The sequence below is a fragment of the Streptomyces sp. NPDC058195 genome (genome assembly GCF_042883525.1).
Classification (GTDB): domain Bacteria; phylum Actinomycetota; class Actinomycetes; order Streptomycetales; family Streptomycetaceae; genus Streptomyces.
Genome location: NZ_JBHVVM010000012.1, coordinates 54136 through 74014 on the forward strand (window position 1 = coordinate 54136; position 19879 = coordinate 74014).

The 19879-nt window shown below is 70.9% G+C and carries 22 protein-coding genes and 5 tRNA genes; 20 read left to right on the forward strand and 7 right to left on the reverse strand.

Annotation, left to right across the window (positions count from 1 at the left end; genetic code table 11):
* The first annotated feature begins 540 nt into the window (after nucleotides 1-540).
* The 9 genes from ACFVWY_RS17015 to ACFVWY_RS17055 all read left to right on the forward strand — a co-directional run bounded on the left by ACFVWY_RS17015 (nucleotide 541) and on the right by ACFVWY_RS17055 (nucleotide 4526).
* Nucleotides 541-729 (forward strand): hypothetical protein, encoded by a 189-nt coding sequence (locus ACFVWY_RS17015; protein ID WP_389872569.1) that lies wholly within the window; start codon nucleotides 541-543, stop codon nucleotides 727-729.
* 140 nt (nucleotides 730-869) lie between these two features.
* The gene (locus ACFVWY_RS17020; RefSeq protein WP_389872571.1) at nucleotides 870-1646 is read left to right on the forward strand and encodes a fumarylacetoacetate hydrolase family protein; all 777 of its coding nucleotides are present in this window, start codon (nucleotides 870-872) and stop codon (nucleotides 1644-1646) included.
* Nucleotides 1639-3111, forward strand: a complete 1473-nt coding sequence (gltX, locus tag ACFVWY_RS17025; RefSeq protein WP_389872573.1) for a glutamate--tRNA ligase — start codon at nucleotides 1639-1641, stop codon at nucleotides 3109-3111. Before ACFVWY_RS17020 ends, gltX begins: the two co-directional genes overlap by 8 nt.
* A 118-nt stretch (nucleotides 3112-3229) precedes the next feature.
* Nucleotides 3230-3949 carry an HAD family hydrolase gene (locus ACFVWY_RS17030; RefSeq protein WP_389872575.1) on the forward strand — a complete coding sequence of 240 codons (720 nt, stop codon included), beginning with the start codon at nucleotides 3230-3232 and terminating at the stop codon, nucleotides 3947-3949.
* A gap of 87 nt (nucleotides 3950-4036) precedes the next feature.
* Nucleotides 4037-4108, forward strand: a tRNA-Gln gene (locus ACFVWY_RS17035).
* Nucleotides 4109-4134: 26 nt separating this feature from the next.
* Nucleotides 4135-4207, forward strand: a tRNA-Glu gene (locus ACFVWY_RS17040).
* Nucleotides 4208-4267: 60 nt separating this feature from the next.
* Nucleotides 4268-4340 (forward strand) — tRNA-Glu (locus ACFVWY_RS17045).
* 12 nt (nucleotides 4341-4352) lie between these two features.
* Nucleotides 4353-4424: transfer RNA gene (locus ACFVWY_RS17050), tRNA-Gln, on the forward strand.
* A gap of 26 nt (nucleotides 4425-4450) precedes the next feature.
* A tRNA-Glu gene (locus tag ACFVWY_RS17055) sits at nucleotides 4451-4526 on the forward strand.
* 100 nt (nucleotides 4527-4626) lie between these two features.
* On the opposite strand, the gene ACFVWY_RS17060 is transcribed toward ACFVWY_RS17055, so the two are convergent.
* Nucleotides 4627-5268, reverse strand: a complete 642-nt coding sequence (locus ACFVWY_RS17060; RefSeq protein ID WP_389872578.1) for a MerR family transcriptional regulator — start codon at nucleotides 5266-5268, stop codon at nucleotides 4627-4629.
* 91 nt (nucleotides 5269-5359) lie between these two features.
* Here ACFVWY_RS17060 and ACFVWY_RS17065 point away from each other — a divergent pair, with 91 nt between their 5' ends.
* Complete coding sequence (locus tag ACFVWY_RS17065; protein ID WP_389872580.1) at nucleotides 5360-5857, forward strand: DUF4188 domain-containing protein; 498 nt, start codon at nucleotides 5360-5362, stop codon at nucleotides 5855-5857.
* Nucleotides 5858-5914: 57 nt separating this feature from the next.
* On the opposite strand, the gene ndgR is transcribed toward ACFVWY_RS17065, so the two are convergent.
* Entirely contained in the window at nucleotides 5915-6631 is a 717-nt protein-coding gene (gene ndgR / locus ACFVWY_RS17070) for an IclR family transcriptional regulator NdgR (RefSeq protein WP_389872583.1), read from the reverse strand.
* A gap of 174 nt (nucleotides 6632-6805) precedes the next feature.
* Between ndgR and leuC the strand changes: the two genes are divergently transcribed.
* The 4 genes from leuC (at nucleotide 6806) to ACFVWY_RS17090 (ending at nucleotide 9982) form a co-directional block, all read left to right on the forward strand.
* Nucleotides 6806-8230, forward strand: coding sequence for a 3-isopropylmalate dehydratase large subunit (gene leuC / locus ACFVWY_RS17075; RefSeq protein ID WP_389872586.1), 1425 nt, complete (start codon nucleotides 6806-6808; stop codon nucleotides 8228-8230).
* A gap of 5 nt (nucleotides 8231-8235) precedes the next feature.
* The gene (gene leuD / locus ACFVWY_RS17080; protein WP_389872589.1) at nucleotides 8236-8829 is read left to right on the forward strand and encodes a 3-isopropylmalate dehydratase small subunit; all 594 of its coding nucleotides are present in this window, start codon (nucleotides 8236-8238) and stop codon (nucleotides 8827-8829) included.
* A gap of 104 nt (nucleotides 8830-8933) precedes the next feature.
* Nucleotides 8934-9161: a hypothetical protein gene (locus ACFVWY_RS17085; RefSeq protein WP_389872591.1), complete on the forward strand. Its 228-nt coding sequence runs from the start codon at nucleotides 8934-8936 to the stop codon at nucleotides 9159-9161.
* 143 nt (nucleotides 9162-9304) lie between these two features.
* Entirely contained in the window at nucleotides 9305-9982 is a 678-nt protein-coding gene (locus ACFVWY_RS17090) for an HU family DNA-binding protein (protein WP_389872594.1), read from the forward strand.
* A 255-nt stretch (nucleotides 9983-10237) separates the two neighbouring features.
* On the opposite strand, the gene ACFVWY_RS17095 is transcribed toward ACFVWY_RS17090, so the two are convergent.
* Nucleotides 10238-10441, reverse strand: a complete 204-nt coding sequence (locus tag ACFVWY_RS17095) for a hypothetical protein (RefSeq protein ID WP_389872597.1) — start codon at nucleotides 10439-10441, stop codon at nucleotides 10238-10240.
* Between the two features lie 10 nt (nucleotides 10442-10451).
* Nucleotides 10452-11129, reverse strand: a complete 678-nt coding sequence (cofC, locus tag ACFVWY_RS17100) for a 2-phospho-L-lactate guanylyltransferase (RefSeq protein ID WP_389872895.1) — start codon at nucleotides 11127-11129, stop codon at nucleotides 10452-10454.
* 187 nt (nucleotides 11130-11316) lie between these two features.
* Here cofC and ACFVWY_RS17105 point away from each other — a divergent pair, with 187 nt between their 5' ends.
* The 3 genes from ACFVWY_RS17105 (at nucleotide 11317) to ACFVWY_RS17115 (ending at nucleotide 14337) form a co-directional block, all read left to right on the forward strand.
* Nucleotides 11317-12069: a lysophospholipid acyltransferase family protein gene (locus ACFVWY_RS17105; protein ID WP_389872599.1), complete on the forward strand. Its 753-nt coding sequence runs from the start codon at nucleotides 11317-11319 to the stop codon at nucleotides 12067-12069.
* A complete protein-coding gene (locus ACFVWY_RS17110) occupies nucleotides 12066-13076 on the forward strand; it encodes an NAD(P)H-dependent glycerol-3-phosphate dehydrogenase (protein ID WP_389872602.1) in 1011 nt (336 codons plus the stop codon). Before ACFVWY_RS17105 ends, ACFVWY_RS17110 begins: the two co-directional genes overlap by 4 nt.
* 103 nt (nucleotides 13077-13179) lie before the next feature.
* Nucleotides 13180-14337, forward strand: coding sequence for a D-alanine--D-alanine ligase family protein (locus ACFVWY_RS17115; RefSeq protein WP_389872605.1), 1158 nt, complete (start codon nucleotides 13180-13182; stop codon nucleotides 14335-14337).
* 70 nt (nucleotides 14338-14407) lie between these two features.
* On the opposite strand, the gene ACFVWY_RS17120 is transcribed toward ACFVWY_RS17115, so the two are convergent.
* Both ACFVWY_RS17120 and ACFVWY_RS17125 read right to left on the reverse strand, forming a co-directional pair.
* Nucleotides 14408-14890 (reverse strand): DUF3515 domain-containing protein, encoded by a 483-nt coding sequence (locus tag ACFVWY_RS17120; RefSeq protein ID WP_389872608.1) that lies wholly within the window; start codon nucleotides 14888-14890, stop codon nucleotides 14408-14410.
* A 20-nt stretch (nucleotides 14891-14910) separates the two neighbouring features.
* Complete coding sequence (locus ACFVWY_RS17125; protein WP_376685095.1) at nucleotides 14911-15144, reverse strand: Lrp/AsnC family transcriptional regulator; 234 nt, start codon at nucleotides 15142-15144, stop codon at nucleotides 14911-14913.
* 322 nt (nucleotides 15145-15466) lie between these two features.
* Here ACFVWY_RS17125 and ACFVWY_RS17130 point away from each other — a divergent pair, with 322 nt between their 5' ends.
* Together ACFVWY_RS17130 and thiD are read left to right on the forward strand one after the other, a co-directional pair.
* Nucleotides 15467-16435, forward strand: a complete 969-nt coding sequence (locus ACFVWY_RS17130) for a thiamine-phosphate kinase (protein ID WP_389872611.1) — start codon at nucleotides 15467-15469, stop codon at nucleotides 16433-16435.
* Nucleotides 16436-16445: 10 nt separating this feature from the next.
* Nucleotides 16446-17252, forward strand: a complete 807-nt coding sequence (thiD, locus tag ACFVWY_RS17135; protein WP_389872614.1) for a bifunctional hydroxymethylpyrimidine kinase/phosphomethylpyrimidine kinase — start codon at nucleotides 16446-16448, stop codon at nucleotides 17250-17252.
* An 88-nt stretch (nucleotides 17253-17340) separates the two neighbouring features.
* On the opposite strand, the gene rpmB is transcribed toward thiD, so the two are convergent.
* Nucleotides 17341-17526: a 50S ribosomal protein L28 gene (rpmB, locus tag ACFVWY_RS17140; protein ID WP_030928661.1), complete on the reverse strand. Its 186-nt coding sequence runs from the start codon at nucleotides 17524-17526 to the stop codon at nucleotides 17341-17343.
* Between the two features lie 259 nt (nucleotides 17527-17785).
* On the opposite strand from rpmB, the gene ACFVWY_RS17145 reads away from it, so the two are divergent.
* A complete protein-coding gene (locus tag ACFVWY_RS17145) occupies nucleotides 17786-19405 on the forward strand; it encodes a DAK2 domain-containing protein (protein WP_389872617.1) in 1620 nt (539 codons plus the stop codon).
* Nucleotides 19406-19879: the final 474 nt, after the last annotated feature.

The following is a 19879-nucleotide window of genomic DNA, read 5'->3' on the forward strand; positions in this document are numbered from 1 at the left end:
GTGGAACGGTGTCGGCGTTGTGGGGCGTCCCGTGCCCGCCCCATGGTGGTCGTGAGTGACCGGCGCCCTCTTCCCCTCTCCGCCGCCACTCGGCGCTCTGTCGCGCCCCCTGCGCGCCGGTTTGAAACCCGCGGCGGTGCGTGGAATTCCAGCACAGTGCCGGATCTCCAACAAGGGCCCCCTGTCGCACCGTCACATGAGTGACGCGTTGTGATTAACGAGTGACAAGCCGTGGAGCGTGATCATGCATAAAACGGTCGATACGGAGCGAATTTTTAAGCCCCCATGGGTGTCCCAGTCGCCATGGTCAGGAGTGGAATGGTTGATTCAGTGATGGAATGTCCTTTTCTGTCAGCGTGATCGACTGCCCGGAATGAGTGAATTGTGTGCGCGGTCGTGAGCAAACTCACACAATGATCGTTGTCTCTTCCGGGCTCCGGCCGGGAATTGGATGTTTAGCCTGACGCTTTACTGGGATGGCACAACCGACCACCGGCGCCCCTCCGGGCGGCGCCCGTACCGACAGGGTCCGAACGGCAGATGAAGACGACGATGACGTTCCGCAACATTGCCAACCCCCGCCGCACCACGCTGGCGCACCTCAAGGACGCCGGTGAACTGCGGACGCCGGAGCGGCCGGAACACGCCGTGGAGCTCCCGGGCCAGACCGCCAACCCCCGCCGCACCATCCTGATGGAAGCCCCTGCCGCCGCCGTGGCCGCCCAGTAGCGAGGGCGCCGCCCCCGGGCCGTCCCCCTCACCCCGCCACCGCCCGCGCCGCTCGAAATCGGGGCAATCCCCGCCGGGCAACGCGTTAGCCTGGAGCGTCAGTCTTCAGCCAGCAAGTGAGTGAGGGGCGACAGCATCCCGTGCGCATCGCCAGGTTCTCCATCGACGGCAATGTCGCCTTCGGCGCCGTCGAGGGCGAGGGGCCCGATGGTCTCGTCCTCGACATCATCAAGGGCATTCCGTACGCCGAGTTCGAGCTCTCCGGCACCAAGGTCCCGCTGAGCAAGGTCCGGCTCCTGCCGCCCGTGCTCCCCAACAAGGTCGTGGCCATCGGCCGCAACTACGCGGAGCACGCCGCGGAGCTGGGCAACGAGGTGCCCGAGGTCCCCGTCGCCTTCTTCAAGCCCACCACCTCGGTGATCGGCTCCGGCGACGCGATCGAGTACCCCTCCTTCTCGAACGAGCTGCACCACGAGGCCGAACTGGCCGTGGTCATCGGCCGCATGTGCCGGGAGGTCCCGCGCGAGCGCGTGAAGGACGTCATCTTCGGCTACACCTGCGCCAACGACGTCACCGCCCGCGACGCCCAGAAGCGTGAGAAGCAGTGGGCCAGGGCCAAGGGCTTCGACACGTCCTGCCCCCTCGGCCCCTGGGTGGAGACCGACCTCGACCCCGGCGACGTCACCATCCAGGCGACGGTCAACGGCGAGCAACGCCAGCTGGGCCGTACGAGCGAGATGATCCGCTCGATCGAGGACCTGGTCGTCCACATCACGGAAGCCATGACGCTGCTCCCGGGCGACGTGATCCTCACCGGCACCCCCGCGGGGGTCGGACCCCTCCATGTCGGCGACGAGGTCGCCGTCACCATCGAAGGCATCGGCACTCTCACCAACAAGGTGATCAAGCGTGGTTAACGCACCTGTCCGTGTACGTTTCTGTCCCTCGCCGACCGGCAACCCCCACGTGGGCCTGGTCCGCACCGCCCTGTTCAACTGGGCCTTCGCCCGGCACCACGGCGGCACCCTGGTCTTCCGCATCGAGGACACGGACGCCGCCCGTGACTCCGAGGAGTCCTACGAGCAGCTCCTCGACTCCATGCGCTGGCTGGGCTTCGACTGGGACGAGGGCCCCGAGGTCGGCGGCCCGCACGCCCCGTACCGCCAGTCGCAGCGGATGGACATCTACAAGGACGTCGCCGACAAGCTCCTGGCGGGCGGGTACGCGTACCACTGCTACTGCACCACCGAGGAGCTCGACGCCCGCCGCGACGCCGCCCGCGCCGCCGGGAAGCCCTCCGGCTACGACGGCCACTGCCGCGAGCTGAGCGCCGAGGAGACCGCCGCGTACGAGGCCGAGGGCCGCACCTCCATCGTCCGCTTCCGGATGCCCGACGAGCCGCTCACCTTCACCGACCTGGTCCGTGGCGAGCTGACCTTCCAGCCGGAGAACGTCCCCGACTACGGCATCGTCCGCGCCAACGGGGCCCCGCTCTACACGCTGGTCAACCCGGTCGACGACGCCCTGATGGAGATCACCCACGTCCTGCGGGGCGAGGACCTGCTCTCCTCCACCCCGCGCCAGCTCGCCCTCTACAAGGCGCTCATCGAGCTGGGCATCGCCAAGGACACCCCCGCCTTCGGCCATCTCCCGTACGTCATGGGCGAGGGCAACAAGAAGCTCTCCAAGCGCGACCCGCAGGCTTCGCTCAACCTCTACCGCGAGCGCGGCTTCGTGCCGGAGGGGCTGCTCAACTACCTCTCCCTGCTGGGCTGGTCGATCGCCGAGGACCGGGACATCTTCTCCGTCGAGGAGATGGTGGCCGCCTTCGACATCGGGGACGTCAACGCCAACCCCGCGCGCTTCGACCTGAAGAAGTGCGAGCACGTCAACGCCGAGCACATCCGCCGGATGGACGTGAAGGCGTTCACCGAGGCGTGCGGCCCCTGGCTGAAGGCCCCGTTCGCCCCCTGGGCCCCGGAGGCCTTCGACGCGGCGCGGTTCGCGGAGATCGCCCCGCACGCCCAGACCCGGGTCACGGTCCTCTCGGACATCACGGCCAACGTCGACTTCCTCTTCCTGGACGAGCCGGCGACGGACGAGGCGTCCTGGAACAAGGCGATGAAGGAGGGCTCCGACGCCCTGCTGGTCACGGCCCGCGCCAAGCTGGCCGACGCCGAGTGGAACGCGGACGCCCTGAAGAACGCCATCCTCACCGCGGGCGAGGAGCACGGCCTGAAGCTCGGCAAGGCCCAGGCCCCGGTCCGCGTCGCGGTCACCGGCCGCACGATCGGCCTGCCGCTCTTTGAGTCCCTGGAGATCCTGGGCCGCGAGAAGACCCTGGCCCGCGTCGACGCGGCCCTGGCGAAGCTCGCCGCGTAAGGCGGCGGAATACCGCAGACACCCCACGGGAGGGGGCGGACGGGCCGGAAGGCCCCGTCCGCCCCCTCCCGTGCTCGCGCTCTCCACGAACGCGTCACGGGCCCCTACGCTGGACGGTATGACGATCCGGGCGGTCCTCTGGGACATCGACGACACGATCTTTGACTACACCCGGGCCGACCACGTCGGCCTGCGCAGCCTGCTCGAACAGGAGGGCCTGCCCGACGGATACGCGACCGTCGAGCAGGCCCTCCTGGCGTGGCGGACGATCACCGAGGCGCAGTGGGCACGGTTCGCCGCCGGAGAGGTGGGCTTCCACGAGCAGCGCAGGGGCCGGGTCAGGGACTTCGTCGCGCGGCCGCTGGGGGACGCGGAGGCCGACGACTGGTTCGCCCGGCACGCGGCCCACTACGAAGCCGCCTGGGAGCTCTTCCCGGACGTGCTGCCCGTGCTGGACCTGCTGGCCGACGGCTACCGGCACGCGGTGCTCTCGAACTCCAGCATCCACAACCAGGACCGCAAGCTGCGCGTGCTCGGCGTGCGGGACCGCTTCGAGGCCGTCGTGTGCGCCGTCGAGCTCGGCGTCTCCAAGCCCGAAGCCGGGGCCTTCCACGCCGCCTGCGAGGCGCTGCGGCTGGCGCCCGGGGAGGTCGCGTACGTGGGCGACGAGCCGGACATCGATGCCGCGGGCGCGGTCGCCGCCGGGCTGAGGGGGATCTGGCTGGACCGCAAGGACCGGGGCGGACGGCCCGAACTCCTCCGTATCGAGGGGCTGGACCAGCTGCCTGGACTGCTGCTCGCCGATACCCGTTTTGGAGCGTCGGACACCTTCGGGTAATGTTCTTTCTGCGCCGACCGGGCGGGACGAAAGATCCGAACGGGAAGCGTGATCGGAACAAAAGCCCCGTAAGGGGTTGTTTTCCGGTGGGCTATGGTGTAATTGGCAACACTACGGTTTCTGGTACCGTCATTCTAGGTTCGAGTCCTGGTAGCCCAGCGCAGAAATGCAACAAGTAGTAACAAGCCCCCGTTGTGTAGCGGCCTAGCACGCTGCCCTCTCACGGCAGTAGCGCCGGTTCGAATCCGGTCGGGGGTACAGATCCTTCCCGCGAGATCACCTGGGTCGCACCCACGATCTCGATGCAGGATCGCTAGGGCCCCCGTTGTGTAGCGGCCTAGCACGCTGCCCTCTCACGGCAGTAGCGCCGGTTCGAATCCGGTCGGGGGTACGGGTAACACCATGGGCTATGGTGTAATTGGCAACACTACGGTTTCTGGTACCGTCATTCTAGGTTCGAGTCCTGGTAGCCCAGCGCAGAAATGCAATAAGCAGTAACAAGCCCCCGTTGTGTAGCGGCCTAGCACGCTGCCCTCTCACGGCAGTAGCGCCGGTTCGAATCCGGTCGGGGGTACCAGAGAAAAACAGTTAAGGCCCTCCGCCTCGGCGGAGGGCCTTTCTGCTGTACCGGAGACCGGCGTCCCGTCCGGCCGGGAAGGGCGCCGGCTCCCGGCCGGTCAGAGGCCGTAGCGCCGGGCCGACTCCTCCTCCTGTGCCATCCTGCGCAGCGCCGTCAGCAGCGGCTCGTACAGCACGGCCGACGCGACCGCCGCCTCCACCTGCTCGGACTCCGTGGGGTACGTCTCCATCATGTCCAGGTCCTGGACGGCGACTTGGTGCATCAGGCGGGCCTGTCCGGTGAGGTAGTCCACATCGCAGGGGTAGCCGAGGCGGATCAGGGTGGCCACCGAGGACACCAGTGAGCGGTACGCGGGGGAGAGGGTGCCGATCTCCTGCGAGGTGCCCCAGCCGAGCCCCTCCAGGAGCCGCTCCACGGCCTCGCGGGCCGCCGCCGTCTCCGGGGCCTGCTCGTCGGCGTCCGGGCCGTGCGGGAGCGCCCAGAGCGCCGCGCCCAGCCGGATGGTGCGTCCCAGTGAGTCGTCGTCCACGTGGGAGAGGACCTCGCGTGCCGTGGCCACCGGGAGGCGGCCCACCTGGATCAGGGCCCGCACCAGACGGAGCCGGCGCAGATGACCCGCGTCGTACTCGGCCTGGGTGGCGGTGACGCGGAGGCCGGGGTGCAACAGGCCCTCACGCAGGTAGTACTTGATCGTCGCGGTCCTGACGCCGCTCCGCTCGCTCAGTTCCGAGAGCCGCATGTGCCGTGCCTTCCCTTGCGCCACCTCTTGGGCAGTGGCACTATCCAATCATTGGATAGTGCCACTCTCCAACGAAATCCGGGGGCAGGACATGTTCGCGAAACCGATTCCGGGACGGACCACCGCCGCGGCCGAGGGGGAGGTGGTGGTGCTGCTCATCGGGATGCGCATCAACCACTTCCGGGGTGTGCACCACTGGATGCCGGTGTTCGGCGCGATGCTGCGCATGCTGCGGGAGTTGGGCCGGGACAAGGAGCGCGGACTGCTCGGGTACACGCTGCTGACCGGCTCGCCGCGGACGTACTACGTCGTCCAGTACTGGGAGTCGAAGGAGAAGCTGTACGCCTACGCGAGCGCTCCCGACATGTTCCACCGGAAGGCCTGGGCGGTCATGAACCGCAAGGAACGCGCGTCCCGGCGGCACGTGGGGCTCTGGCACGAGACGTACATAGTCCCCGAGGGCGGCTACGAGGCGATCTACGCCGACATGCCGGTGCACGGCCTCGCCGGGGCGACGGGGGTGCTGCCGGTCGAGGGGCGGGGGCGCCGGGCCGCCGACCGGCTCGCGCACCGCTCGGGCGCGAAGTGAGGTGCTGGGAGGGGGCCGCCACGACGCTGGGGCGGCCGGGGAGGGGCGGGGGACGCGTCAGCCGTTGCGGCGCAGGGCCTCGCTGAGCCGGGCCGCCGAGTCGATGACCGCCTGGGCGTGCATCCGGCCCGGGTGCCGGGTCAGCCGCTCGATCGGTCCGGAGACCGAGACCGCGGCGACCACCCGGTTCGACGGGCCGCGCACCGGCGCCGAGACGGACGCCACACCCGGCTCGCGCTCACCGATCGACTGGGCCCAGCCCCTGCGCCGTACGCCCGACAGTGCCGTGGCCGTGAAGCGGGCGCCCTGGAGGCCGCGGTGCAGGCGCTCCGGCTCCTCCCAGGCCATCAGGATCTGGGCCGAGGAGCCGGCCTTCATGGTGAGCGTGGAGCCGACCGGCACGGTGTCCCGCAGGCCGGACAGCCGCTCCGCCGCCGCCACGCAGATGCGCATGTCACCCTGTCTGCGGTAGAGCTGCGCGCTCTCGCCGGTGATGTCACGGAGGTGGGTGAGCACCGGGCCCGCCGTGGCGAGCAGGCGGTCCTCGCCCGCCGACGCCGCGAGTTCCGCCAGCCTGGGGCCGAGAATGAAACGGCCCTGCATGTCCCTCGCCACCATGCGGTGGTGTTCCAGCGCCACCGCCAGCCGGTGGGCCGTGGGCCGTGCGAGCCCGGTCGCCGCGACCAGTCCGGCGAGGGTGGCCGGACCGGACTCCAGGGCGCCCAATACCAGAGCTGCCTTGTCGAGAACGCCTACGCCGCTAGAGTTGTCCATACGACGATACTCCCGTCTCACTCTGTGAAACGCAAGTTCAATAATCGGCGGAAGTTGCGAACCTGTGAGTGCGGCCCCACAACGGCCCGCAGCCGTCGCCCCGCTCGGGGGTCCGGACGTCGGCGCACCGAATCTCTAGTTGGGCCGGCGAAGACGCCGGCCGGAGGGAAAGCGATGGGTAGGACACTCGCGGAGAAGGTCTGGGACGACCATGTCGTCCGGCGCGCCGAAGGTGAGCCCGATCTCCTCTTCATCGATCTGCACCTCCTGCACGAGGTGACCAGCCCCCAGGCCTTCGACGGTCTCAGGCAGGCCGGACGCCCGGTGCGGCGCCTCGATCTCACCCTCGCGACCGAGGACCACAACACCCCGACCCTCGACATCGACAAGCCGATCGCCGACCCGGTCTCGCGCGCCCAGTTGGAGACCCTGCGCAAGAACTGCGCGGAGTTCGGCGTACGGCTGCACCCGCTGGGCGACGTCGAGCAGGGCGTCGTGCACGTGGTCGGTCCGCAGCTGGGGCTGACCCAGCCCGGCACCACCGTGGTCTGCGGCGACTCCCACACCTCCACGCACGGCGCCTTCGGCGCGCTGGCCTTCGGCATCGGCACCAGCCAGGTCGAGCACGTGCTGGCCACCCAGACGCTGCCCCTGGCCCGCCCGAAGACCATGGCGATCACCATCGACGGCGAACTGCCCGACGGCGTCACGGCCAAGGACCTGATCCTCGCGGTGATCGCCCGGATCGGCACCGGCGGCGGCCAGGGCTACATCCTGGAGTACCGCGGCCCGGCCATCGAGAAGCTCTCGATGGAGGCCCGGATGACCATCTGCAACATGTCGATCGAGGCCGGTGCCCGCGCGGGCATGATCGCCCCGGACGAGACCACCTTCGACTACCTGAAGGGCCGCGACCACGCCCCGCAGGGCGAGGACTGGGACGCCGCCGTCGCGTACTGGAAGACGCTGCGCACCGACGACGACGCGGTCTTCGACGCCGAGGTCGTCTTCGACGCCGCGGAGCTGGCGCCGTTCGTCACCTGGGGCACCAACCCCGGCCAGGGCGCTCCGCTGTCGGCCAACGTCCCCGACCCCGCTTCGTACGAGGACGCCTCGGAGCGCAACGCCGCCGAAAAGGCCCTGGAGTACATGGGGTTGACCGCCGGGCAGCCGCTGCGCGAGATCGCCGTGGACACCGTCTTCGTAGGCTCCTGCACCAACGGCCGGATCGAGGACCTGCGTAACGTGGCCGCCGTTCTGGAGGGCCGCAAAGTCGCCGACGGGGTACGGATGCTGGTCGTCCCGGGCTCCGTCCGGGTCGCCCTCCAGGCCGTCGAGGAGGGCCTGGACAAGGTCTTCACCGCCGCGGGCGCCGAGTGGCGGCACGCCGGCTGCTCGATGTGCCTCGGCATGAACCCCGACCAGCTGGCCCCGGGCGAGCGCTCCGCCTCCACCTCGAACCGCAATTTCGAGGGCCGCCAGGGCAAGGGCGGCCGTACGCACCTGGTCTCCCCGCAGGTCGCCGCCGCCACCGCCGTGCTGGGCCACCTGGCCTCGCCCGCCGACCTGTCCGACGCCCGTACGCCCGCCGGAGTCTGAGAATCATGGAAGCTTTCACCACGCACACCGGCCGGGCCGTCCCGCTGCGCCGCAGCAACGTCGACACCGACCAGATCATCCCCGCCCACTGGCTGAAAAAGGTCACTCGGGACGGCTTTGAGGACGGGCTCTTCGAGGCCTGGCGCAAGGACGCGGACTTCGTCCTCAACCGCCCCGAGCGCGCGGGCGCCACGGTCCTGGTGGCCGGACCCGACTTCGGCACCGGCTCCTCCCGCGAGCACGCCGTGTGGGCGCTGCAGAACTACGGCTTCAAGGCCGTCATCTCCTCCCGGTTCGCCGACATCTTCCGCGGCAACTCGCTGAAGAACGGGCTGTTGACCGTGGTCCTCGACCAGCAGGTCGTGGACGCGCTCTGGGCGCTGGCCGAGGCCGACCCCACGGTCGGGATCACCGTCGACCTGGAGGCGCGCCAGGTCCGCGCCGAGGGCGTCACCGCGGACTTCGAGCTCGACGAGAACTCCCGTTGGCGCCTGCTCAACGGCCTGGACGACATCAGCCTCACCCTTCAGAACGAAGCGGACATCGCGGCTTATGAGGCGGCAAGGCCGACCTTCAAGCCGCGTACAATTCAAGCCTGAGCAGCACGTTTCCCGGACTGCGCCCCCTGCCATCTGGTAGGGGGCGCAGTCGCTTGTTGAGACCCCGTCGGGCGACAACTCGCCCCAGATGGCACAATCGGTGCATGGAACGCGACAGCCAACTCAAGCTTTACGGCCAAGTCGCCGACCAATTGAAGGAAGCGCACACAAGAGTGCGTGAACTGCAAGTCCCGGAGGGCGTACGGATGGCGCTCTCCCGGAAGCTGTTGGCCATCACGGCCGCGGCTAAGCACGATCTCCCGGGCGCGGCAAGGCGTCTGGACCGGTTGATGAAGGACCTCGATGAGGGCCGATTCCCCGAAGGTGACTGACTCTGCGGAACTGCACAGCAGCCGACTTCGTTGCGGCACTAGGGTGATTAGCCCGTTTCGTGTTTGATTTGCGGTATATATCTGCCTAACGTGCGAAAACGCTTGAACACATTCGTTCTGGCAATGTCTCCGAAGGGGAAGACGTGAACAAGGCGCAGCTCGTAGAAGCGATTGCCGACAAGCTCGGAGGCCGCCAGCAGGCCGCCGACGCCGTCGACGCGGTGCTCGACGCGATGGTCCGTGCGGTGGTCGCCGGTGACCGGGTCTCGGTCACCGGCTTCGGCTCGTTCGAGAAGGTCGACCGCCCGGCCCGCTACGCCCGCAACCCGCAGACGGGTGAGCGCGTGCGGGTCAAGAAGACCTCGGTGCCCCGCTTCCGCGCGGGTCAGGGCTTCAAGGACCTGGTGAGCGGCTCGAAGAAGCTCCCCAAGAACGACGTGGCCGTCAAGAAGGCGCCCAAGGGCAGCCTCTCGGGCGGTTCTTCCACGCGTACGACGGCCAAGGCCGCGGCCAAGAAGGCCACCGCCAAGAAGGCCACGGCGAAGAAGGCCACCGCCAAGAAGACCACCGCGGTGAAGACCACGGCGGCCAAGACCACGGCGGCGAAGAAGGCCACGGCGAAGAAGGCCACCACCACCGCGGCGGCGAAGAAGACCACGGCGAAGAAGACCACCGCGGCGGCGAAGAAGGCCACGGCCGCGAAGAAGACCGTCGCCGCCAAGACCGCCCCCGCCAAGAAGGCCACGGCGAAGAAGGCGCCCGCGAAGAAGACCACCGCGCGCAAGACCACGGCGAAGAAGGCCACCGCGCGCAAGAAGTGAGACCGAGCAGCGTAAGGGCTTCTCACACGCGCCGGGCCGGGCTCCCCTCGGGGAGCCCGGCCCGCGGGCTGTCGCGGGGCGTTGTCTGTGCGGGAGCTGTGAGGAGGACGCCCGCGCGTGAGGCGTGACGGAGCGTGCCCGTGCGCGGGGCGTGACGGCCGGGAGTGACGTCAGGAGCGCGGCGCATCATGGAGCGGGCCGGTGTGCGGGGTGTGACGGGCCGCGCGGACGGCCCAGGCGATCCGCGGCGTTCTGTCAGAAGGTCTGGAGCGTCACCAGGGTGATCCTCAGTGCCGCGCCCTCGCCGGTGCCCTCGATGCGCACCCGCTGACCCGGGCGCAGCAGTCGCAGCCCGCCCGCGTCGAAGGCATGGGCGTCGAAGTCCACCGGGGTGCCGTCGTCGAGCAGCACACTGCCGCAGCGGGTCTCGGGGTCGTAGGTGTACGAGGTCGCCTGCATGGGCGCCAGCCTAGGCGATGGCCGGGCGGTCGGGGCCGGAGGCCGCCGCGGCCCAGTGCCCCGCCGTATGCGCCCCGACACCCAGTGCCACCGCTGCCCGCAGATCATCGCCGGTGTCCACGTCCTGGCGGACCGAATCGATGCCGGGCAGGTTGATTTCCACCGCCCCGGAGTCCAGATGGCGGGCCCGTGACGGACCGCCGAAAGCGGGCCGCAATTCCACTCCTGGTGCGGCCGAAAGAAATGTTGTCCCGATTCCTGCCGCATCGGTCACAAATGCGCGGGGGAATTCCGCGGAATAATTGAGCACCCGGGCCAATTCGCCGGGCCGCAGCGCGGGCAGGTCCGCGTTCAGGGCGGCGACCGCGGCCCGGGGCCGCCCGGCCCGTACCGTCCGCTCGCCGTGCGCGAGCGCGGCGTTGAGCCCGCGGTCGGGCTCGTCGGGGACCACCCGCGCGCCGAGCGCGGTGAGCGCGGCCCCGGCCCGGGGGTCGTCCGTGACCACCACCACATCCAGCACCACCGGGCAGGACAGGGCGGCGGCCACGGTGTCCCGGGCGAAGGCGAGGGCGAGCCGGGGGCGCAGAACCGGCCCGGCCGCGGGGGCCAGCCTGCTCTTGGCCAGCGCGAGGGGCTTCAGCGGGACGACCAGGGACCAGGGCCCGGCCGGGTCGGTGTTCGTGGCGATCTCCCCCTCGGTGCGCGTCGCCGCCTATTCTCGCCTGCCGGTACGAGAACCCGGGGAGCCGGTCCCGAACCCAGGGAGGCGGTTGCGGGGGCGGGGCGTACGGTGTTCTCGACAGAGCAGGGGCCTGGGGCGAGACTTGACCCTCGGTAGCCAGGCAGAGATCAAGTCCTTAGAGGAAGGTGTCCGAGTGTCCCGCCGCAGAATCGGCTTCTGGTACCGCCTGGCGGCGGTCATCGCGAAACCGCCGCTGGTGGTTCTGTTCAAGCGTGACTGGCGGGGGATGGAACACATTCCGGCCGACGGCGGATTCATCACCGCGGTCAACCACAACTCCTATCTGGACCCGCTTTCCTACGGCCACTTCCAGTACAACACCGGCCGGGTGCCGAGACTCCTCGCCAAGGCGGGGCTCTTCAAGACCCCCTTTATCGGAATGATGCTGCGCGGCACCGGACAGATCCCGGTGTACCGCGAATCGACCAACGCGCTGGACGCCTTCCGGGCGGCCGTGGACGCCATCGAGCGCGGCGAGTGTGTCGCCTTCTACCCGGAAGGCACCCTCACCCGCGACCCCGACATGTGGCCGATGGCCGGCAAGACCGGTGCCGCCCGCGTCGCGTTGATGACGAAGGCCCCGGTCATCCCCGTCGCGCAGTGGGGTGCCAACCTGGCCATGCCGCCGTACGCCAAGGAGAACAAGCTCCGGCTGTTCCCCCGCAAGACCCTTCAGGTGCAGGCAGGACCGCCCGTGGACCTCTCCCGGTTCTACGGTGAGGAGCCCACGCCCGAGGTCCTGCGCGAGGCGACCGAGGTCATCATGGCCGCGATCACCGAACAGCTGGAGACCGTGCGGGGCGAGAAGGCCCCCGAGCACCCCTACGACCACCGCAAGGCCCGCGCGGAGCAGCGACGCAGGGCCGAAGGAGAGGGACACAAGTGACCCAGCCCGTGAAGGCCGCCGTCTTCGGAACAGGTTCCTGGGGTACGGCCTTCGGCATGGTGCTCGCCGACGCAGGCTGTGAGGTCACCCTCTGGGGCCGCCGTGCCGGGCTCGCCGAGACGGTCAACACGACCCGTACCAACCCGGACTACCTGCCGGGGATCGAGCTCCCCGCCTCGGTGCGGGCCACCACGGACGCCGTCGAGGCGCTGGACGGCGCCGACTTCGTCGTGTTCGTGGTGCCCTCGCAGACCCTGCGCGCCAACCTCGCCGAGTGGTCCCGGCACATCGCCCCCGACACCGTGCTCGTCTCGATGATGAAGGGGGTCGAACTCGGCACCACGAAGCGGATGAGCGAGGTCATCGAGGAGGTCGCCGGGGTCTCCGCGGACCGGATCGCCGTCATCACCGGCCCCAACCTCGCCCGGGAGGTCGCCGAACGACGCCCCGCGGCCGCCGTCGTCGCCTGCCAGGACGAGGCCGTGGCCCGGCGCCTCCAGGCCGCCTGCCACACCTCCTACTTCCGTCCGTACACCAACACCGACGTGGTCGGCTGCGAACTCGGCGGCGCGGTGAAGAACGTCATCGGTCTGGCGGTCGGCATCGCCGACGGCATGGGGCTCGGTGACAACGCCAAGGGCTCGCTCATCACCCGGGGCCTCGCCGAGACGACCCGGCTCGGCCTCGCCATGGGCGCCGACCCGCTGACCTTCTCCGGACTCGCGGGCCTGGGCGACCTGGTGGCGACCTGCTCCTCGCCGCTCTCGCGCAACCACACCTTCGGCACCAATCTCGGCCGCGGCATGACGCTCCAGGAGACCATCGCCGTCACGAAGCAGACCGCCGAGGGCGTCAAGTCCTGCCAGTCGGTGCTCGATCTGGCGCGGCGCCACGGAGTCGACATGCCGATCACCGAGACGGTCGTCGGCATCGTCCACGAGGGCAAGCCGCCGATGGTCGCGCTGGGTGAGCTGATGTCGCGCAGCGCCAAGGCCGAGAGGCGCTGAGAGGGGCCGGGTCCGGCCGGAGCGGTGAGCGCCCGCGGCCACCGCTCCGTGCCGGGCCCGGCACGCTGACGCGCGGAGTACCAGCAGGTACGCTCAACGCGATATGAGCAGCGAGAACCTCCCCCAGAGCCCGGAGCAGCAGCTCCGCAAGCCGCGCGTGGCCGTCGTGTTCGGCGGCCGCAGTTCCGAACACGGAATCTCGGTCGTCACGGCCGGTGCCGTCCTGAACGCCATCGACCGGACCAGGTACGACGTCCTGCCGATCGGCATCACGGCCGACGGACGCTGGGCGCTCACCGCCGACGAACCCGCGCGCATGGCCATCACGGACCGGAAGCTGCCGGACGTGGACCAGCTGAGCGACTCCGCCGACGGCGTCGTGGCGCTCTCCGCCAACTCCGGCAGCCGCGAAGTGACGTACACCGAGCCCGGCTCGGTGCCCAAGGCGCTCGGCGAGGTCGACGTCGTCTTCCCCGTACTGCACGGCCCGTACGGCGAGGACGGCACGCTCCAGGGACTGCTGGAACTCTCCGGTGTGCCCTACGTCGGGGCCGGGGTGCTGGCCTCGGCCGTGGGCCAGGACAAGGAGTACATGAAGCGGGTCTTCACCTCCTTCGGGCTGCCGGTCGGCCCGTACCTGGTGGTCCGCCCGCGGGAGTGGGACAACGACTCCTCCGGTGCCCGCAAGCGCATCGTGGACTTCGCCGGTGAACACGGCTGGCCGCTCTTCGTCAAGCCCGCGCGGGCCGGTTCGTCCATCGGCATCACCAAGGTCGACGACCTCTCCGGCCTCGACGAGGCGATCGAGGAGGCCCGCCGCCACGACCCCAAGTTCCTGGTCGAGTCGCTGCTGCGGGGCCGCGAGATCGAGTGCGGGGTGCTGGAGTTCGAGGACGGTCCGCGCGCCAGCGTGCCCGCCGAGATCCCGCCGGTGACCTCGCACGAGTTCTACGACTTCGAGGCCAAGTACATCGACGCGGCTCCCGGTCTCGTGCCCGCCCCGCTCACCGGGGAACAGACGGCCGAGGTCCAGCGTCTGGCGATCGAGGCCTTCGAGGCCGCGTCCTGCGAGGGGCTGGTCCGTGCCGACTTCTTCCTCACCGAGGACGGCACGTTCGTGATCAACGAGATCAACACCCTGCCGGGATTCACCCCGATCTCCATGTATCCGCGGATGTGGCAGGAGAGCGGTGTGAGCTACCCGGAGCTGGTGGACCGGCTGATCCAGGCCGCGCTGCGCCGTTCGACCGGCCTGCGCTGACCCCGGTCGGGGGTGTGTCCCGCCGTTCCCGGCCCGGCACACCCCAGGGGCGTGCCGGGCCGGACAGGCCCTAGAGGCCGGGCACCGTCTTGCTGACCGGTGCGCCGAACGCGGCCAGCGGGCTCGCGTCATGGGCGTACGCCGCCGAGAGCGTCACCTCGACATACGCCTTGCGGTACGTCGTCGTGAACCGCGGGCCGGCGTCCTCGGACTGCTCCAGCAGCCAGTTGACGCCGTTCGCCTCGGTGGCCTTCGCCATGGGGTCGTCCATCTTCGCGGGCCGGGGGACACCGCAGCGCAGTACGATCTCACCGTCCCCCCACTCGGCGGTCAGTTCGGACTTCGGTCCGGCGTCACCGCGGTCGAGTCCGGCAACGGTCCTCGGCAGCTCCTCGTGCAGCGCACGGCAGTACGCCGCGGCTTGCGCGGAGGGCGTGGGAACCGTGATGGACACCGTGGCGTCCGTCGAGGAACAGCCCGCCGCGGCCAGCAGCGAAGCGGCCACGGCCAGGCCGGGAAACACGGGGTGGCGGGATCGGCGCGATGAGGTCACCGGCCCAGCGTAGACGGGGACTACAGATGCACGACCGGGCAGGTCAGGGTTCGGGTGATGCCTTCCACCTGCTGGACTTTGGCGACCACCATGCGGCCCAGCTCGTCGACCGTGTCGGCCTTCGCGCGCACGATGACGTCGTAGGGGCCGGTGACGTCCTCTGCCTGGATCACTCCCGGAACTCTGGAGATGGTCTCGGCGACGGTCGACGCCTTGCCTACCTCGGTCTGAATAAGGATGTACGCCTGTACCACGGAACCTCCACGGCGGCCACGAGGATCATGCGGGGGAGAAAGAGACGCCACGGTATCGCGTCACCGCGTGCCACGGGGAGACCCGGGGGCCGTTGACGCCCACCGCGTGGCGCGCACCAGACACAGGTTGACGTGTCTCTTGACACTACCGACAGCAGGGACGGCCCGCGACCGCGAGCGCAGCGGTCCGGAAGGAGACGGGATGGCGAGAGCGGGCGGAGCGGACTGCTCCCCGCGGCGGCGGCCGGTCCACACCCCGAAACCCCGTCCGCCGAAGCAGCCCGGACGAGTGTCCGGCGCGATAGATGAGAGGTGAGACTCGGTGAAGGGAACCGTGGGCGAGTTGGGGGAGTTCGGGCTCATCAGGGAGCTCACGTCCCGGCTCACCACCACTCCGGCGGTACGGCTCGGCCCCGGCGACGACGCCGCGGTCGTGACCGCTCCCGACCGCAGGGTCGTGGCCAGTACGGACATCCTGTTGGAGGGGCGGCACTTCCGCCGCGACTGGTCGACCGCGTACGACGTCGGCCGCAAGGCCGCCGCCCAGAACCTCGCCGACATCGCCGCCATGGGCGCGGTGCCCACCGCGCTGCTGCTCGGCCTGGTCGTCCCCGCCGAACTCCCGGTCACCTGGGCCGGCGAGCTGATGGACGGCATCCGTGACGAGTGCCAGGTCGCGGGCGCGGCCGTGGTCGGCGGCGACGTGGTGCGGGGCGACACCATCACCGTCTCGATCACCGCCCTGGGCGACCTGCGCAACCACGAGCCGGTCACCCGGGCCGGGGCCCAGCCCGGCGACGTCGTCGCCGTCACCGGCTGGCTCGGCTGGTCCGCCGCCGGGTACGCGGTCCTCTCCCGCGGCTTCCGCTCGCCCCGCGCCTTCGTCGAGGCCCACCGCCGCCCCGAACCGCCGTACCACGCGGGCCCCGCGGCCGCCGGGCTCGGTGCCACCGCCATGACGGACGTGAGCGACGGGCTCGTCGCCGACCTCGGGCACATCGCCGAGGCCAGCAAGGTCCGGATCGATCTGCGCTCCGGTCTCATCGACATCCCCTCGCAGATGTCCGACATCGGGCAGGCCGTCGGCGTCGACCCGCTCCAGTGGGTGCTGACCGGCGGCGAGGACCACGCGATCGTCGCCACCTTCCCGCCGGACGTGAAGCTGCCCGCCCGCTGGAAGGTGATCGGCGAGGTCCTCAACCCCTCCGTGCTGCCGCAGGTCACGGTCGACGGGGCGCCGTGGACCAGCAAGGGCTGGGACCACTTCGGGGACATCGAGGACGCCGAGTAGATTGCGGCGTATGCCGATATCCCCCGCCGTACCCGCCCGTGTGCTCACCGTCGCCGGATCAGACTCCGGCGGCGGTGCGGGCATCCAGGCCGACCTGAAGACGATGCTGGCCCACGGTGTGCACGGGATGAGTGTGCTGACCGCCGTCACCGCCCAGAACTCTCTGGGGGTGCAGGGCGCCTGGGAGCTGCCGGCCGAGGCGGTGCGCGCCCAGTACCGCAGCGTGGTGGACGACATCGGGGTGCAGGCCGTCAAGACCGGAATGCTCGCCTCGGCCCTCCTGGTGGAGACGGTGGCCGGACTGCTCGCGGCTACCGCCGCCCCGGCCGTCGTCGACCCGGTCGGTGTCTCCAAGCACGGCGACCCGCTGCTCGCCGCCGAGGCCCTCGACTCCGTACGGACGAAGCTGCTGCCGGTCGCCACCGTCGCCACTCCCAACCTGGACGAAGTGGCGCAGCTCACCGGAATCCGGGTGACGGACGGGCCCGGAATGCGCCGGGCCGCCGACGCCCTGCTCGCGTACGGCCCGCGCTGGGTCGTCGTCAAGGGCGGGCACCTGCCGGGCGACCCCGTCGACCTGCTGACCGACGGCACCGAGGAGCACTGGCTGCCCGCCCCCCGGCACGACAACCGCCACACCCACGGCACCGGCTGCACCCTCGCCTCCGCGATCGCCTGCGGGCTGGCCCTGGGACAGGACGTGCCCACGGCGGTACGGAGCGCGAAGGACTACGTCACCGGGGCGATCGCGGCGGGCTTCCCGCTCGGCGCGGGGATTGGCCCGGTCGACCACGGCTGGCGCCACCGCACCGGCTGAACGGACCCGGAAAAGGACAGCAAAAAGCCGGTCCACCGAGGTGGACCGGCTTCTCGGGCAACCGGAAGGCTGCGCTACGACGGGAACGTCAGCGCGCGACCTTGCCGGCCTTGATGCACGAGGTGCAGACGTTGAGCCGCTTCGGCGTCCGACCGACCACGGCACGCACGCGCTGGATGTTGGGGTTCCAGCGACGGGACGTACGGCGGTGCGAGTGCGAAATGTTGTTGCCGAAGCCCGGCCCCTTGCCGCAGACGTCGCAGTTGGCAGCCACGGGTCACTCCAAAGACTTCAGATGCACTTACAGTGAAATCCGGCGCGCCGGAATCAGATGACTGAAGTGGCGGTACCGGAGGGATGGCCCGATTTTCATCGGGCAACCGAAGCAGCATACAACGGCCGCTTCGACAGAACGAAACTACCACGGGTTCGACCTGCCTCCTCCCGCCCCCTGTCCCGGCCCGCTCCGGTGACCGGGGGCTACGCTGCCATCCAGCCGGCCGCCCACGGCCGCACCAGAGGAGGGCCAACCAGTGCCGCAGACCGCCGACGACATGGACGCCGTCGCGGTGCGTACCTGGTGCTCACTGGCGCTGGACGCGCTGGGCCGGGAGCGCGAGGCGATCGACGCGATCAACGTGTACCCGGTCGCCGACGGCGACACCGGTACGAATCTCTATCTCACCCTGGAATCCGCCGCCCAGGCCGTCGAAGCCGTCTTCGCCGCCCACGAGACCGGCGCGACCGCCCCCGTCACCGCCGACGCGGTACGGGCCATGGCGCACGGCGCTCTGATCGGCGCCCGCGGCAACTCCGGCACGATCCTGGCCCAGCTGCTGCGCGGGATGGCCGGTGAGCTGGCCCTCGGCCATGACGCCGGCCGTCTGCGCCGGGCCCTCGCGGTCGCCGCCGCCTCGGCACGGCAGGCGGTCGCCCACCCCGTCGAGGGCACCGTGCTGACGGTGGCCGCCGCGGCCGCCGACGCCGCCGCGCGCACCGGGGACGGTGCCCGGCCCGCCGAGGTCGCCCGCGCCGCGTACGACGGGGCGTGCACCGCACTGGAGGCCACCCCCGGACAGCTCGCCGTCCTCGGCCGGGCCGGTGTCGTGGACGCCGGGGGGCGCGGACTGGTGGCGGTGCTCGGGGCGCTCGTCGAAGCGCTCGGAGGGCGGGCGCCCGCACCGGCCCGAGGGACGGTGGCCGCCCTCCCGGTACGCGCCGCGGTGCCGGACGACTGCGCGGGGGGCGGGCCCGCTTTCGAGGTGATCTACCTGCTGGAGGCCTCGGACGAGGCGGTGGACCGGCTGCGCGCCCGGCTCGACGGGCTCGGCGACTCGCTCGTGGTGGTGGGCGGCGACGGGCTGTGGAACGTCCACGTGCACGTCGACGACGCGGGCGCGGCCGTGGAGGCCGGGGTCGAGGCGGGACGCCCGTACCGCATCCGGATCACCCACTTCGGCGCGGACCGGGCGCACCCCCACACCGAGCCCGTGCAGCGCGCCGTCGTCGCGGTCGTCCCCGGCGAAGGGCTGCGCGGGCTGTGCGAGGAGGCCGGGGCCACGACCGTCCTGGCCCGCCCCGGCGAACCCCCGGCCAGCGGTGAACTGGTCGACGCGATCCGCCGGGCGCACGCCCGCGAGGTGGTCCTGCTGCCCAACGACGCCGAACTGCGCCACACCGCCGCCGCGGCCGCCGAACAGGCGCGCGCGGAGGGCGTCCGGGTCGCCCTCGTCCCCACCCGGGCCGCCGTCCAGGGCATCGCGGCCCTCGCCGTCCACGAACCCGGCCGCAGCTTCGACGAGGACGTGGTGGCGATGACCGCCGCCGCCGGGGCCACCCGCTACGCCGAACTCGCCGTCGCCGAACGGCAGTCCTGGACCATGGCGGGCATCTGCCAGGCCGGGGACGTACTCGGCCTGATCGACGGCGACGTCGCGGTCATCGGCGAGGACGTGGCGCAGACCGCCCGCGACGTACTGGACCGGATGCTGTCGGCGGGCGGCGAACTGGTCACCCTGGTGCTGGGCGAGGACCTCCCCGGCAGCCTCGCGGACGAGCTGGAGGAGCACGTGCGCGAGGGCTACCTGGCGGTCGACACGATGGTCTACCGGGGCGGCCACCGCGGTGCCCCGCTGCTCATCGGCGTCGAGTAGGCCGCAGGGCCCGCCGGGCGGTCACACCCGGCACGCGTGACTTCCGCGGTGCCGGGACATCCCGGCGCACCGGGGCCGCAGGCACCGGACCGCGTCCGCTCTCTGGCCGGAGGCCGCCCGGCGGCGCTCAGGCGCGGCCCACGTGGCCCGGCGGGGCCCCGGCCTCCGCGCGGCGGCGTTCCTCGCCAGCCTCGTCCAAGCACCGCCTCCGCGGTTCTCCAGGACCCGCCAGGCCCGCTCCCGGGCCGCGTCCGGGCGGCCCAGGCCGGCCTCCAGACAGCCGGCCGTCAGCCCGGTGAAGCCGCCCCGGCCTCCCCGTAGACCGCGGCCGCCCGCTCCACGGACCCGGGCGCCTCCTCGCACTCCGGAGCCTCGCCCGGCCCGCCCGGACAGGCGTGGGCGGTCAGCTCGCCGGTCTGGCGGTGGGTGTCCGCGAGCCGGAGGCGCGGGAGCCGTACCTGCCGGTGCGGTGAC